The 13,456-nt window shown below is 36.7% G+C and carries 20 protein-coding genes and 2 pseudogenes; 9 read left to right on the top strand and 13 right to left on the bottom strand.

Going from position 1 to position 13,456, the window contains the following annotated elements:
* Positions 1-230 precede the first annotated feature (230 nt).
* Both FTU92_RS13810 and FTU92_RS13805 read left to right on the top strand, forming a co-directional pair.
* Entirely contained in the window at positions 231-644 is a 414-nt protein-coding gene (locus FTU92_RS13810; RefSeq protein WP_070155403.1) for a hypothetical protein, read from the top strand.
* A 2-nt stretch (positions 645-646) separates the two neighbouring features.
* Positions 647-961: a hypothetical protein gene (locus tag FTU92_RS13805; RefSeq protein ID WP_070155405.1), complete on the top strand. Its 315-nt coding sequence runs from the start codon at positions 647-649 to the stop codon at positions 959-961.
* Between the two features lie 65 nt (positions 962-1,026).
* On the opposite strand, the gene FTU92_RS13800 is transcribed toward FTU92_RS13805, so the two are convergent.
* The 3 genes from FTU92_RS13800 to FTU92_RS13790 all read right to left on the bottom strand — a co-directional run bounded on the left by FTU92_RS13800 (position 1,027) and on the right by FTU92_RS13790 (position 2,551).
* Complete coding sequence (locus FTU92_RS13800) at positions 1,027-1,320, bottom strand: type II toxin-antitoxin system RelE/ParE family toxin (RefSeq protein ID WP_004733298.1); 294 nt, start codon at positions 1,318-1,320, stop codon at positions 1,027-1,029.
* On the bottom strand, positions 1,310-1,555 hold the full coding sequence (locus tag FTU92_RS13795) for a type II toxin-antitoxin system RelB/DinJ family antitoxin (protein ID WP_070154357.1): 246 nt from the start codon (positions 1,553-1,555) through the stop codon (positions 1,310-1,312). The genes FTU92_RS13800 and FTU92_RS13795 overlap by 11 nt, the downstream gene beginning before the upstream one ends.
* A gap of 492 nt (positions 1,556-2,047) precedes the next feature.
* On the bottom strand, positions 2,048-2,551 hold the full coding sequence (locus FTU92_RS13790; protein WP_257218841.1) for a hypothetical protein: 504 nt from the start codon (positions 2,549-2,551) through the stop codon (positions 2,048-2,050).
* A gap of 52 nt (positions 2,552-2,603) precedes the next feature.
* On the opposite strand from FTU92_RS13790, the gene FTU92_RS13785 reads away from it, so the two are divergent.
* The 5 genes from FTU92_RS13785 to FTU92_RS13765 all read left to right on the top strand — a co-directional run bounded on the left by FTU92_RS13785 (position 2,604) and on the right by FTU92_RS13765 (position 6,288).
* The gene (locus tag FTU92_RS13785) at positions 2,604-2,987 is read left to right on the top strand and encodes a transposase (protein WP_004828545.1); all 384 of its coding nucleotides are present in this window, start codon (positions 2,604-2,606) and stop codon (positions 2,985-2,987) included.
* On the top strand, positions 2,984-3,319 hold the full coding sequence (gene tnpB, locus FTU92_RS13780; RefSeq protein ID WP_004828548.1) for an IS66 family insertion sequence element accessory protein TnpB: 336 nt from the start codon (positions 2,984-2,986) through the stop codon (positions 3,317-3,319). Before FTU92_RS13785 ends, tnpB begins: the two co-directional genes overlap by 4 nt.
* A gap of 74 nt (positions 3,320-3,393) precedes the next feature.
* On the top strand, positions 3,394-5,082 hold the full coding sequence (locus FTU92_RS13775; RefSeq protein WP_180096437.1) for an IS66 family transposase: 1,689 nt from the start codon (positions 3,394-3,396) through the stop codon (positions 5,080-5,082).
* A 95-nt stretch (positions 5,083-5,177) separates the two neighbouring features.
* The gene (locus tag FTU92_RS13770; protein WP_004676058.1) at positions 5,178-5,501 is read left to right on the top strand and encodes a hypothetical protein; all 324 of its coding nucleotides are present in this window, start codon (positions 5,178-5,180) and stop codon (positions 5,499-5,501) included.
* Between the two features lie 175 nt (positions 5,502-5,676).
* Complete coding sequence (locus FTU92_RS13765) at positions 5,677-6,288, top strand: recombinase family protein (protein ID WP_015060246.1); 612 nt, start codon at positions 5,677-5,679, stop codon at positions 6,286-6,288.
* Positions 6,289-6,477: 189 nt separating this feature from the next.
* On the opposite strand, the gene FTU92_RS13760 is transcribed toward FTU92_RS13765, so the two are convergent.
* From FTU92_RS13760 to FTU92_RS13745, 4 genes are all read right to left on the bottom strand, one after another.
* Positions 6,478-7,362, bottom strand: coding sequence for an Mph(E) family macrolide 2'-phosphotransferase (locus tag FTU92_RS13760; protein WP_000155092.1), 885 nt, complete (start codon positions 7,360-7,362; stop codon positions 6,478-6,480).
* Positions 7,363-7,417: 55 nt separating this feature from the next.
* Complete coding sequence (gene msr(E) / locus FTU92_RS13755) at positions 7,418-8,893, bottom strand: ABC-F type ribosomal protection protein Msr(E) (RefSeq protein ID WP_000052512.1); 1,476 nt, start codon at positions 8,891-8,893, stop codon at positions 7,418-7,420.
* A gap of 491 nt (positions 8,894-9,384) precedes the next feature.
* Positions 9,385-9,657, bottom strand: coding sequence for a NadS family protein (gene nadS, locus FTU92_RS13750; protein ID WP_000369781.1), 273 nt, complete (start codon positions 9,655-9,657; stop codon positions 9,385-9,387).
* The gene (locus tag FTU92_RS13745; RefSeq protein WP_000897307.1) at positions 9,650-9,970 is read right to left on the bottom strand and encodes a type II toxin-antitoxin system RelE/ParE family toxin; all 321 of its coding nucleotides are present in this window, start codon (positions 9,968-9,970) and stop codon (positions 9,650-9,652) included. The genes nadS and FTU92_RS13745 overlap by 8 nt, the downstream gene beginning before the upstream one ends.
* Positions 9,971-10,109: 139 nt before the next feature.
* Between FTU92_RS13745 and FTU92_RS13740 the strand changes: the two genes are divergently transcribed.
* The gene (locus FTU92_RS13740; RefSeq protein ID WP_001180106.1) at positions 10,110-10,529 is read left to right on the top strand and encodes an SMI1/KNR4 family protein; all 420 of its coding nucleotides are present in this window, start codon (positions 10,110-10,112) and stop codon (positions 10,527-10,529) included.
* An 84-nt stretch (positions 10,530-10,613) separates the two neighbouring features.
* On the opposite strand, the gene FTU92_RS13735 is transcribed toward FTU92_RS13740, so the two are convergent.
* Together FTU92_RS13735 and FTU92_RS13730 are read right to left on the bottom strand one after the other, a co-directional pair.
* Positions 10,614-10,895, bottom strand: a complete 282-nt coding sequence (locus tag FTU92_RS13735; protein WP_000985609.1) for an addiction module antidote protein — start codon at positions 10,893-10,895, stop codon at positions 10,614-10,616.
* Complete coding sequence (locus FTU92_RS13730) at positions 10,896-11,198, bottom strand: type II toxin-antitoxin system RelE/ParE family toxin (protein WP_000286964.1); 303 nt, start codon at positions 11,196-11,198, stop codon at positions 10,896-10,898.
* Between the two features lie 148 nt (positions 11,199-11,346).
* Between FTU92_RS13730 and FTU92_RS13725 the strand changes: the two genes are divergently transcribed.
* Positions 11,347-11,877 (top strand): hypothetical protein, encoded by a 531-nt coding sequence (locus FTU92_RS13725; RefSeq protein ID WP_000172759.1) that lies wholly within the window; start codon positions 11,347-11,349, stop codon positions 11,875-11,877.
* Between the two features lie 88 nt (positions 11,878-11,965).
* Here FTU92_RS13725 and FTU92_RS13720 read toward each other — a convergent pair whose 3' ends face one another.
* From FTU92_RS13720 to FTU92_RS13710, 4 genes and pseudogenes are all read right to left on the bottom strand, one after another.
* The gene (locus FTU92_RS13720; protein WP_004728120.1) at positions 11,966-12,280 is read right to left on the bottom strand and encodes a BrnA antitoxin family protein; all 315 of its coding nucleotides are present in this window, start codon (positions 12,278-12,280) and stop codon (positions 11,966-11,968) included.
* A pseudogene (locus tag FTU92_RS14275) lies at positions 12,267-12,368 on the bottom strand (BrnT family toxin); the annotation flags it as partial. The pseudogene FTU92_RS14275 and the gene FTU92_RS13720, both read right to left, overlap by 14 nt.
* Positions 12,349-12,816: an AraC family ligand binding domain-containing protein gene (locus tag FTU92_RS13715; RefSeq protein ID WP_373683202.1), complete on the bottom strand. Its 468-nt coding sequence runs from the start codon at positions 12,814-12,816 to the stop codon at positions 12,349-12,351. The gene FTU92_RS13715 and the pseudogene FTU92_RS14275, both read right to left, overlap by 20 nt.
* A 173-nt stretch (positions 12,817-12,989) precedes the next feature.
* Positions 12,990-13,456: pseudogene (locus tag FTU92_RS13710) on the bottom strand (IS1 family transposase); the annotation flags it as partial.

The following is a 13,456-nucleotide window of genomic DNA, read 5'->3' as shown; positions in this document are numbered from 1 at the left end:
TTAAGTTCTTTATCCGACATAGACACCAACATATCAAACCGTCCGCTAAGAAAATTGCAACAGCGCATATTCTAAAAGCGGACATTTTTACTTTGGAGAAACCGGACATTTCTATTTTGGAGTTACACGTTCAATTCGTATAACCACCATTATGTTAAATAGAATCAAAAAACCTCCAATAAAATCGTTATAGTATTATTATTTATTGAGTAGATAAGAGAATTAAATTAGTGAAATACTCAAATGAACAAATAGTAAAAGCACTCTTACTTGCTCCTTTACCTTTACTTTTTTTAACAACAGTCCTGTTTATCGCAGTGAATCACGAATACAGCCTATACTCGATTTTCGTAGTTCTTGTAGGACACGGTCTTATTTACTTGGCTTATTGTATTTTGACTGTGCCTTTTAGCTACATATTCTCAATTCTTTTAAATCGTTATAACAGTCTTAATTTATTAACCATCTGTATTACCTCTCTAATTATTGCTACTCCATTTTTTATTCTTTTAGGATGGGGGCATACTGGAAAGATTGCTGAAGATTGGTGGAAGATGTATACCAATACATGGGCTAGCTTTCTGGCTCTATTTCCTGGCTTATGTTATTGGCTGTTTTTAATTAACTTAAAAGATAAAGAATAGTTATGAAAAAAATATTATATTTTAATTTTTTAGCGATTATTTTGACTTACGTATCTTTGCTTTATCAAAAAAATATATTAGTTGCTCGCATAGTTGTAGATAAGCTTGAAAAAGTTAAAGTCATAGCTGGGGGATTTCCTCTCCAGTTCCTTATAGATGGTGAAACCTCTCCAGTCGGAAGTATAAGTATCAATCCTTTATTTATTTTCATCGGCATGGATCAATTTGTTTTTCTCAATTTTTTTATTGATTATTTATTTTGGATAAGTATTTTATTTGCTTTTTCTATGATTGTGAAAAAGTACAGAATTGTATAGATCTTCTAAAATTAACATAATACACGTTATACGAAGCCAAAAATGGGGGCATGCAGCTCCCATTTTTAGTCTTTTATCCGCTTTTTTGCTTCATCATAAACAATGCTATCAGCTCGTTTTCCAACGGTAATTAGCAAAATAACTACCTGATCATCTTTGACCTGGTAAACAAGTCGGACACCAGCTTTTAATAATTTTATTTTATAGCAGCCTGCAAGATCACCTTTAAGCATATTCTTTGGAATATGTGGTTGCTCTATTACCTTAGCTAATTTTTTCTTGAATTGATCTCGTATAGCACTAGGAAGCTTTTCCCATTCTGCAGTGAAGTCCTTATGACGTAAAAGCTTATAAGTCATCTAATGTGACTTCCTCGAACATCTCTTTAGGATCATTAACACGTTTGCGAACAAGAGCTAATAAATCAGCATCTTCCTCTGAGAGTAAAGCTTTTTGTACTGGAAGCTTTCCAGTCGTAGCAATATATTCAAGAATATTAGTAAAGAACTCAGTAGGTGCAATTCCTTGTTCTTTTAGGATGGAATAAGACTTTTCTTTAAGGGCTTCATCGACCCTGAAATTAACAGTAGCCATCATTTTCCCATTTATTGAATGCATGAGAATATTGTAATGCAATATGCATTACAAAGATAGTTCGTATAACAACCACTATGTTAAATGGATAGTTGTTTAGTGGGAAAATCAAGTTTTTGAAATTTCAAATTGAAGTTTTTTCGTTCAATTAGTAATTGTAATTTATATTCTATTGAATAACTATTTCATAACTTTTCCTATCATATTTGGCTGCATACGTAGCTACTTCTTGATTAATCTTTTTATGATTTTTATCTAAATATGAAAAGATTATTGAATCCTCATTGTGCCGCTCGTAATTGATGGCGTATTTATATTCTGAATAAGGATAAAGAGTACCTAAGCTATAAGTTTTTTGAGCACTAATATAAGTTACTTTAAGGTCTGTAATTGGATAATCAGTCTGATTTTTAATAAAAATATATCCATCCTTTTCAAATGGCTGGCATCCTATAAGTAGAACTAATGTAAGACAGTAAAATAGGCTATTCTTCATTTTGGTAGTTCTTCAATTGGTCTTATGAGTCGATTAATAACTATAACTTTTGAGGTATCACAGCTATGATCTACTTCAGTTATCCAAGAATAATTATTTTTTTCTAGAGGATAGGATTCTCCGCCTCCATATGCTGCTTTATCACCTAAAAAATAAGTATCCGAATCTACTTTTAGGCTCTTAGTTTCCGTATCCCAATCTAGAGTTTTTGTAGCAAAAATTGGCAGAACTTTAGAGCCATCAGCATGTTCTAGGTATAGGCATTTACCTTCCCTAATAAGCTTAGCCTCACTATAACTTGCATTATCTGCTCCCCCCGTATATTGAATACGTGGAACAACTATATTTGATTCAATTTTTTCTGTAACTGGACTGCAGGCTGCAAGTAAACTTAATAAAATAAATTCTAATCTTTTCATATTAAAGGAATTTTTTGAGAGAGTAATAGAGAAATTAAAGCAAATTAGTAAGCGTCCGCTGAACACACCTTCTGAATTCATCCTATAAGCCTTAATTTAGTCCCCACTTAGAAACAAGTGGGGACTTAAATTTATGACTACAAATCATCAGACATCCATCGCATCTCTTGCGAAAAAACGAAGAACATACAGTGCTGAATTTAAACAGCAGATCGTTCAGGCTTGTAAAGCACCGGACGTTTCAATTGCTTCAGTCGCTTTGCAACATGGATTGAATACAAATCTTGTATCCAAATGGATTCGCTTAATTGATGCTAAGCCAGGGAGTGATCGCTCACCACTACCGAATAAACCTGCATTTATTGCCTTATCTTGCTCTGCACCATTAGATCCTACTCCTACTGACATGTTAAAAGTTCAAATTACTTTACCCCACTCAAAAGCAGAAATTGGCTTGAAATGGCAAGTATCAGAAATACCTGCCTTGGCAGAATTACTCAAGGTGCTGGCAACATGATCCGTATCGATGAAATCTGGCTTTCTACCCAACCTCTGGATATGCGAGCAGGGATGGATACGGTCATGGCTCAGGTGGTGAGAGCCTTTGGCTACATTAAACCGCATTGTGCTTACCTGTTCTGTAATAAACGTGGCCATCGCATGAAAGTGCTGGTACATGATGGACTGGGCATCTGGCTGTGTGCCCGGCGTTTGGAACAGGGAAAATTCCACTGGGCTAAAGTTCACCAGGGTGAAAGCGTAGCTCTCAACCCGGAACAGTTACAGGCATTAATCCAGGGTTTGCCTTGGCAGCGCATTGGACGACAGCAGGTGGTCACGATGCTCTAAACCAAGCTCGGCTATTCTGCCATCCTCCAAACGTTCTATTTCATTCTCTTCATGACCTCAGGCATACTGCGGTCATGAATACACTGCCTGACTTAAACCAACTGACCCATGAACAACTGCTGGAATTTACCCGGCAGTTGGCAATGCAGCATCAGTCTCTGGCAGAATCAAATCAAGAATTAGAAAAATCAAACCAGCAATTAGATTCTAAAGTTCAACATCTGGAAGTATCAAATCAACAATTAGATGCCAAAGTTCAACATCTTGAAGTCACCAATCAGCAATTAGATTCTAAAGTTCAGCATCTTTCTATTCTCAATCAAAAATACGAGCATGAACTGGCGCTGTTTAAACAGCATAAATTCGGCAGTAAAAACGAACATCTCACTGCAAAACAAATCCACCTGTGGGATGAAGCGGTTGAAGAAGATATTGCCGCAGTTGATCTAGAACTGGAACGGCTAAATGCAGATAAAACCGATGCAGTGACACACAAAGCCAAAGCAAATAAACCTAAACGTCGACTGCTGCCCGATCATCTACACACCATCCGTATTGAGCATGAACCTGCATCAACCCAATGCAGTTGTGGCTGCCAGTTACGTCGTATCGGCGAAGATATCAGTGAAAAACTGCATTTCAGACCGGCACAGTTCTATAAGGAACAGCATGTGCGTGGTAAATGGGTCTGTGATCAGTGTGACACTCTGACTCAGCAAGCGATGCCCGCCTATGTGATTGATAAAGGCATTGCTTCACCTGAATTGCTCAGCCATGTTTTGGTATCGAAATATGCCGATCATTTGCCGCTGTACCGTCAGCGCCTGATCTATCAGCGGGCGGGAATCGAACTTTCTAGATCAACTTTATCTGACTGGATAGGTCGCTGCGGTGTAGAACTGGAACCTCTGGCCAATGCCTTAAAAGAGGTGGTGCTGCAACAGCGGGTGCTGCATGCAGATGAAACACCGGTCACCATCATGCGGATGGGTGAGAATAATAAAAAACCGAAGAAAGGTTATGTCTGGGCCTATGCCACTACACAGTACAATCCAGTTCAGGCGGTGATCTATGACTTTCAGGATAGTCGTTCAGGCCAGCATGCTGCAGAGTTCTTGAAAGGCTGGCAGGGCTATCTAGTCTGTGATGATTACAGTGGTTATAAAGCACGTTTTAAATCAGGCCAGGTGATTGAGGTGGGGTGCATGGCCCATGCACGTCGTAAATTCCATGAACTGCATGTAACTGGGAAAAGTCAGGTTGCTGAACAGGCATTAGTGCTGATTCAGAAACTGTATGCGATAGAAGCAGAGCTCAGGAAAAAGACCGATGGTACAGCGGAAGACCGCCGCGAATACCGACAACAGCATAGTCAACCAGTGATGCAACAACTATATGAATGGCTCAACCAACATCATCTGACAGTGCCATCGAGTTCTCCCACCGCCAAGGCCATCAATTACACTCTGAAGCGTTGGCCAGCTTTAAGCCGCTATCTGGATGATGGCAATCTACCGATTTGCAATAATTGGGTCGAGAATCAGATGCGTCCCTGGGCGTTGGGACGTAAGAACTGGCTGTTTGCAGGTTCGCTGCGCAGTGGTCAGCGAGCGGCAAACATCATGACTTTAATCCAGTCAGCAAAGCTGAATGGCTTGGATCCGTATGCCTATTTAAGTGATGTGCTGAAAAGGCTGCCGACACATAAAGTGACCCAGATTGAAGAGTTACTGCCACACCGCTGGAAACCTGAACCGAATTAAAAAATAGGCATGGGGTTCAGCGGACGCTTACGCAAATTATTCCAAAAGGCTCTGATTAAAAATTGTTAAAATTAGTAGATATATGAGAGGAAATTATGAAAAAATTTTTATACTTCAATTGCTTATCTTTTATTTTTACTTATTTATCTTTGTTTTATCAGAAATATACATTAGTGGATCGTATAGTTGTAGACAAGCTTGGAAAAGTTAAAGTCATTGGAGGAGGATTTCCCTTACAGTTTTTAGTAGATGGTGAAGTATCTCCAGGTGGGAGTATAGCGCTAGATCCTTTAAATATTATTATAGGAATAGATCAATTTATCTTCTTATATTTTATTTTTGATTATTTGTTCTGGATAAGTGTTTTATTTGCTTTTTACATAATTTTGAAAAGGTACAAACTAAAACAGATTTTCTAAAATTAACATAATACACGTTATACGAATTCCCAAGGCATGGCTTTTAGTTATGCTTTTTTTATCAAAAGAGTATACCTGAATGATAGCGAGCCAAATCGCATACAATATCTATCATTAGACTTAATGCAATAATTAAATGATAGTATTATCATTAATCTAATAGAATTAAGATTAAATGATAGAAATGAATACACGTATTTATCTACGAGCTTCAACTAAAGATCAAGATGCAGAAAGGGCTTTGCAGATTCTTCAGGATCTAAACCAAAACTTGAATTTGGGTGAAACCATTGTGTACGTGGAAAACTATAGTGGTACGAAGTTAGACCGACCTGAATTGAATAAGCTACTGTCAGAAGCAAATCAAGGTGACACATTGTTAGTTGAAAGTATTGACCGCTTATCACGCCTAACCCAACGAGATTTTCAAGAGCTGAAGCGCAGGATCCAGGAGAAGGGACTTCGTTTAGTCGTAGCAGATCTTCCTACTACCTACCAAATGATTCAAACCAGTGACAGCATTACTCATTCAATCTTGGAACTCATCAACAATATGTTGATTGATCTTCTGGCAACAATGGCCCGCCTAGACAATGAGAAACGTATAGAACGTATTAAGCAGGGCCTGGCACGTTCGGGTTACAAACCAACAGGCAAGAAGGCAAATGAGGCTAAACATAAACGAATAAAAGAATTGCTAGTAGTTGGCAATATGACTAAGGAAGAAATTGCCAAAGCAGTGAATTGTGGAGTTGCAACTGTCTATCGAGTTGCTAAAGTTATCTAAAAGAGGCTTATCTCAACGCGCCCCCAATGGGGCACCGCTGCATTCAGGTTACTTCACATAAGAAATTTTATGTTAAATGATTGTTAGAAATGCCCCTTGATCGAGGCATTTTCTATAAAGAATACTAAAAACTAATTAAAGCCAACCAAGTTTCAAAACAAGGCAGTTCTCAGCAATCATATTTTTAAATTATATAACTCCCAACTGAGCTTTTGCTCCAACGATAAGGCTTTCATTTTGAGTTTCTAAGGCAAATAAACCATACATCAAAGGAGAGGCCGCTGCTCTTTCTAAAGTCTGTTCATATAGTTTATTCCAAACTTTACCCCCTAGTTTTTCATACTCGATGATTAGAGTTTTGAGGCTTTCTTCTCCAAACAAAGTTACATGCCCAGCAAAATCAATCGCTGGGTCATCTATATGGGCTGTTGACCAATCAATAACGCCTGAAACAGCTCCATCCTTTGAAGCTAGTACATGCCCAGCATATAAATCGCCATGTATAAATTGGGTGAAATCTGCCCATAGAACATCATTATCCAACCATTTTCTGTAGCGGGTTTCCAATTGCTCACTTATACCAATTTCAGATTTTACTAACTGCAAATTGTTTGCTATTTCAGGTCTTAAATCTGAAGGTTTCATAATTTTCAAATCATTTTCCCGAACTTCTTTTTCAGGAATACTATGGATTTCAAATAAGGTTTTTGCCAAAGATGTTATGTATTTCGGGCTATCTTTGTCCATATTCCAAATTATTTCATAGGTTTCAGCATCCAAATTTAAAACAGGATTATCTTTAAGTATGGGATAAGCCACTAATTCTGTAGATGAAATTCTCCAATCAGGAACCTCTACAGAAAGATGTTTTTTTACCAATTCTAAAATGCGTTTTTCTTTCTTGATTTGTTCCCTCATGCCATCACGACGAGGAATACGCAGCAACCATTGTTGCCCCTTTGTATCAAGAGCAAAAACGACCTTAAAATCAATGCCCATTTCATTGAAATTCATTTTGTCCGTAAGCAACAAGCCGTGTGCTTCAGCAAGTGATTGAATATCTTGAATTGTCATTTTTAATTTCCTTTAAAGAGTTCAATAATTAATGTTCGGATTAGATTGGCTATCATTAACAATCTCTCTCAAAAGTCTTGATGATTTTGTGGTCTTTGATCTCGTAGATAATGTCAGCAATATTATCGACCAATTGCTTGTCATGAGATACGAAGATAATAGTTCCTGCATAGGACTTCATCATTGTTTCTAATGCGGCAATACTTTTTAGGTCAAGATAGTTTCCTGGTTCATCCATAAGCAAAATATTATATTTTCCTAAAAGCATTTTGGATAAAAGCAGTTTGATGATTTCACCTCCCGATAAGTCGGATAAGTTTTTTTGAATATCATTCGCTCCGATCCCCATTGAAGCCAATACTGCACGAATTTCCGCAACTGTGTACTCGCACTCTTCCTGCATAAAGGAGAGCACAGATTTATGCGTGTTAAATTTATATCCTGTTTGTGTAAAGTAGCCAATTTCAGCTTTTGGAGATATGGTTAATCCATCAGCACGTTCTGATATCATTTTTAACAAGGACGTTTTCCCTGTTCCATTCGATCCAGTTATAGCGACTTTAGCGCCAAGCGGTATTATAAAGTTAGCGTCATCAAAGATAGTACGGCTACCAAATTTTAAGCTCAGACCATCTGCCGTAATCGGGAACTTATTGTGCAGTTCTAGGGCTGAACTTTGACGAAAACGAATAGAACGCAAATGCTCTGGTGCTTGAATATCTTCTAATGCAGCCAAACGCTTTTCCATACTCTTAGCTGCCTGATACAGTTTTCTTTGCTTGGTGCCAGTCATTTTTGCATGCCCAAGTCGTCCAGCACTTTCGGTAGAGTTTTTGGATTTTTCTCCTTTTTTCTTATTGTCTAATCGATTAGCTTGCTGGCGTTTTTCTTGCACAGCAGATTCTAATCGCTCCCGTTCCTTCATCATCAGCTCATATTCTACGGCTTGGTGTTGTCGCTCTTCTTCTTTTTGACGCAAGTAATCCGAGTAACCACCCCAATATTCCGTAATTTTACCGTCTTTTAACTCCCATATCTTGTCTACAACCATATCAAGAAAATATCGGTCATGACTGATAACAAGTAATGCTCCATCAAATGCTTTAAGTTGACCAATAAGTAGATCTATTCCATTGAGATCAAGGTGGCTGGTTGGTTCATCCGCTAGAATGCCATGTACTTGTTGGGAAAATGCGGCAGCAATTTTTGCACGAGTTTCCTCTCCGCCACTCATTGTGTCGTTTTGTACATTGGAAACACCAAGGCGAGATAACATTGCCCGGTCTTCGACCGTTTCTATTTCGATTCCGCCCAGTTGGCTGATATGTGCAAAATCACCAAAACGCTGTAATGTCGCTTCGGCTAAAACAATTTCGCCATTAAGTACTTTGAGTAAACTACTCTTTCCTGCTCCGTTATCACCCACAAGACCAATACGGTCATAAGAGTGAATTTCCAATTCATCAATATCCAAAACATCACGCCCAGCATAATCCAAGCGTATGTTTCTCGCTTTAATAATTAAACTCATTTTTATTTACTCCTGTTTAGCTCTTGAAATTTTTTATGCAGCAAACAGGATTTAGGTGAAAACAAAAGCTAGCATCACAGTGTCCTCCCAAAAAAAAAGCTATTCATCCACAGGGTGGACAAATAGCTAGTCAATTAAGTTATAACTGGAAACTATGCACTAAAAGCATACTTATAAATTAAGCATACTTTTACTTTATATATCCGCATATATTCTTAAAGACACAACAAAAGCCCACCATTATAAAATAGTGTCACTATGCAAATAGTTGTGTCTTAACGAATGCGGATAGAATGCATAAACTTACCTAAAAAATAAAATTCAGTTTTATGATAACTTTACTGTTAAAAGAAGTCTAGACAACCTTGTTTTATGCTTGGATATAAGGCTTATTTTAAATAATAGTAGTGAAGATTTTCTAAAATTAACATAATACACCTTATACGAAATAAAAATGGGAGCCTTAAGCTCCCATTTTTTAAGTAATTTTTTCAAATAAGGCTTGGGTGAGCATCTAAAATTCGAATCAATGTAGCTGCTGGTCCAGTTGGATAGCGTCGTCCCTGTTCCCAATTTTGCAGGGTACGGGGGCTAATATGTAGACGTGCAGCAAATTCATTTTGGCTCAAGCCAGTTTTTTCACGTACTTCTTTAATATCAGGCAATTCGAGTTCTGTAACTCGGCTTGCTTTAACTTCTTTACGTTTGATAGCTCCAGCTTCTTTGATTGAAGCAACCAAGTCATCAAATAAGTTGTTATCCATGAAATTGCTCCTTCACGAGTTGGTGCAGAATGGCGGTTTCCTTATCTGTTAAATTATCTTTTACTGATTTTGGATAAGCCACTAAGAAAAAGATCTGATCATCCTCGGTGACCCAATAATAAATCACCCGTATCCCACCACTTTTCCCTTTGTTACCTTGAGCACAACGTACTTTGCGAATACCACCGCCATTCTTGATTAGGTCACCTCTATCAGGCTGTACCAAAAGATCTTGCTGAAGTTGACGATATTCCTCATCAGATACAAGGTCTTTAATTTGCTTGGTAAAGATGCTGGTTTCAATAAATAACATGGACTCTTTATACGTCAATGGCGTATTTGAATTTTAGCAGTTTCCATAACAAAAAACGAGAGCTGGTAGATCTCGTTTCGCATAACAGCCATTATGTTAAATTGTAGTAAGAACTTTAATGCGATAGAGCAGAATGTATATGCAAAATAAGCTTGATAACATTATTCAAGAATTAAAAGAACTATCTGGGAATAGTCGTCTAAACATAGAACTACCTGATGATATTTTCATATCTGCTTATGAACGAAAAATAGGTTTTATTTTTCCAAAAGATTATAAAAAAGTTTTGAAAGAGATTAGCAATATCTTTTATGGAACAATTGAATTAGCGTCTCTTACAGATGAGAAAGAATGCTATCGAGGGCTATCTCAGATATTAAATGATGCTAGGGAGCAAGGTCTGCCAGAAGATTGGCTACCTATTTGTGAAGATAATGGTAGTTATTATTGCCTATCTCCTAATCATAAAATTAGATATTGGACAGCAGATGGATATAGCGATGAGCAGTGGGAAGATTTAGCAGATTGGATCAAGCAAGTTTGGATAGATGGAAATTAAGAATTTCTAAAATTAACATAATACACCTTATACGAAATTAAATTAAAAAATGGAGCCTAAAGCTCCATTTTTTAATAACTTTTTTTAAATTGCTAAGCGTAAATTCAGTGCTTTTACAACTTTAATCACAGTATCAAAACTAGGGTTAACATCACCAGAAAGTGCTTTATAAAGACTTTCTCGGCCTAAGCCTGTATCTCGTGATAATTGAGCCATTCCTTTAGCTTTTGCAATGTTACCTAAAGCCTTTGCAATGAATGCGGCATCGCCATTAGATTCTTCAATACATGCTTGTAAGTAAGCCTGCATATCATCCTCTGTTTTAAGATGCTCAGCACTGTCCCATTTGCGAAGTTTAATAGCCATTTATAGCTCCTCCTCTAAATCTTGTGCCAATTGCAGGGCAAGTTTTATATCTTTACTTTGCGTAGACTTATCTCCGCCTGCTAAAAGAATAACAACCCTTTGCCCTTGCTTGCAGTAATAAATCCTATAGCCTGGCCCAAAGAAGAAACGTAATTCAGAAACACCTTCACCGACCGGCTCAGTATCTCCAAAGTTTCCATCTTCAACCCGATCAATTCGGACTTGTATGCGTCTTTTTGCCTGCTGGTCTTTTAACTTGGTGAACCAGTCATCAAAGACTTCAGTGGTATATATTGAGTACATAAGTAGAATGTATCCTATAGGATACATTTATGCAAGAAATAAACTTGATATTTGGGGCTCGAAACGGTGAATTTCGTATAACCGCCATTATGTTAAGTTAATCAAAATTCTTAATGCACCAAAACCTAAAAATTTAAATGGAGTAAAAATGACTTTAAAGGGGTTAGATATTCAAGAAGATTGTATCAAAGCTATTTCTAATGAATCTTTAATATTTGATATTAAGAATAAAGAGTTTTTAGAGGATATAGAAAATCTTTTATTACAGTATTTTCAAAATTTTAGTAATGATTTAAATGGAATTGAGTTTGATAATTTTTCTGTGGAGTTTTGGTTCGATGCAGGACAATTGATTATTTATCCTGAAAAAGATTTATTAGATCGTAAACCCTTTGAATCTGAATATGATTTAGATAGATTAGACCCTTATTTTTATCTAGTTTGTGAAGAATATAGGATATATTTTGATGACTTAATATCTCGAAAAGTAAGCGATCAAGTATCTGAAAAAGAAGCTATTTCTAAAACTAATGACGTAATTGATTGTGTAAGCAAAGCTATAAAAAATATAAATGATGAAAACAATCTTTTAAAGATGTTAGGCAGGCCTAAATTAGAAATAAGATATTTCGGTGTAACGAAAGAAGAACTTTTAGCAAAAGAAATTCTCGTGAAATGAAGTAGATATTTTTGTCGTATTAAGGAAAACTAAAATTAACATAATGGGCGTTATGCGAAGTCAAAAATGGGAGCTTAAGCTCCCATTTTTATTGATGATTTTTTAATTCTTTCAGCATAGCATCCCGTAAAATTTCATTCATTCGTGTTTGATAACCTTTGCCTTGTGCTTTGAACCAAGCAAGTACATCAGCATCTAACCGAATTGAAGTTTGTTGCTTCACTGGGCGGTAAAATTGATTTTGGCGTACAGCACTGCTCCAATCGGTAATTTCAGGAATATCTGATAGATCTAGCTGATCATCAGGAACCGTGCCTTTAGCAAGCAAGCGTTGAATTTCAGCATCTTGCTTCTCACCAAATTTCTCATTCAGCTCTTTGCGTGAGTATCTAACCATGCTCATATTTGTTTCGCTCCGCTTTAGTCACTTGCCTTGCACTAATGATTCGTATGATTTCACAGTCATCTTCATCAAAAATGGTGTGAGCCACCTAAGTTTTCTAATAAAAGATCTAAATACGTATCTTTCATCAATTGAGATTCATTGTTATTCAATATATTGTAGGTTGAAAGTATCAAATGTGAAAGTTGAGGATCAGAACGTAGGGTTGATTCGATAGCAAGTTCGATAGGCTCATTAAATATTCCTTCATAGCTTTTTTTTAACCATGCTGGATCTAAATGCATCATTTTATAAGTGAAGCCGAGAGGATCTGGTGCATTACCATCATGAACTTCTTCAGGTTCAAGCATGAAAGTTTGACCTTGATAGCTATCAATAATTTTTTTTCTACAATTGAATTGTTGATGTCCTAACTCTGTTACCCCTATAAGATAACTTGAGTGTAGATGAGGATCGTATGCAAAGCCTTTGAAGTGGGCATGAATTAGTTCTATACCTGTAGACTTATCCTGTGTGACATTGACCCAATTGCTCATATTTACTTAATTAGTCCTAATGGATTTAGCTTATCAAAAATTATCTAATGAAGAAATTCTAAAATTAACATAATACACCTTATACAAAATGCCCTTGTAAGCCCTTAATCAAGGGCATTTTTAGTCTCTACTTAACATAAAATTTTGGTGGTGCTTCAAAAAGTATGCTGCCTTTAAATGAAGCCATTATTGATGTAAAAGAAAAGAAGGCTAAATCAAAAGCTTTAAAATGGTTTTCAAGCTTTTTTGAAAAATTACAGCTTCTTCTGAAGCTACGCCTAATTCTATGCCTTATTTTGCAATTATTGCCTTCAATACCTACAGTAAAAAATTTACCAATACTTTGCTTACCATTTTTAAAAGCAGTGATGAAACTGTCCCAATGATCACTTGCAATTCGGGTGTAGTGAATATCTAATTGTTTAAGCTTTGTCTTCAATTGTTAGACTGTAGCTAAATCTCGTTTACCCCAAACATAAGCAACAATTTCACCTGTTTCTCGATGATAGGCGTAAATAAGCCATTGTTTATTCTTTTTATTTCCAACAAAATTCCAGAACTCATCTACTTCGAGAGATTCATAATGACTTTGCTGAGGCTGAATTTCATAGGTTGATTCAGTTAAAGTACGTAAAACTTT

Origin of the sequence: Acinetobacter sp. YH12205 (assembly GCF_013418125.1) — a bacterium.
GTDB classification, from domain to species: domain Bacteria; phylum Pseudomonadota; class Gammaproteobacteria; order Pseudomonadales; family Moraxellaceae; genus Acinetobacter; species Acinetobacter towneri.
This window is presented reverse-complemented; position numbering and strand designations above follow the sequence as displayed.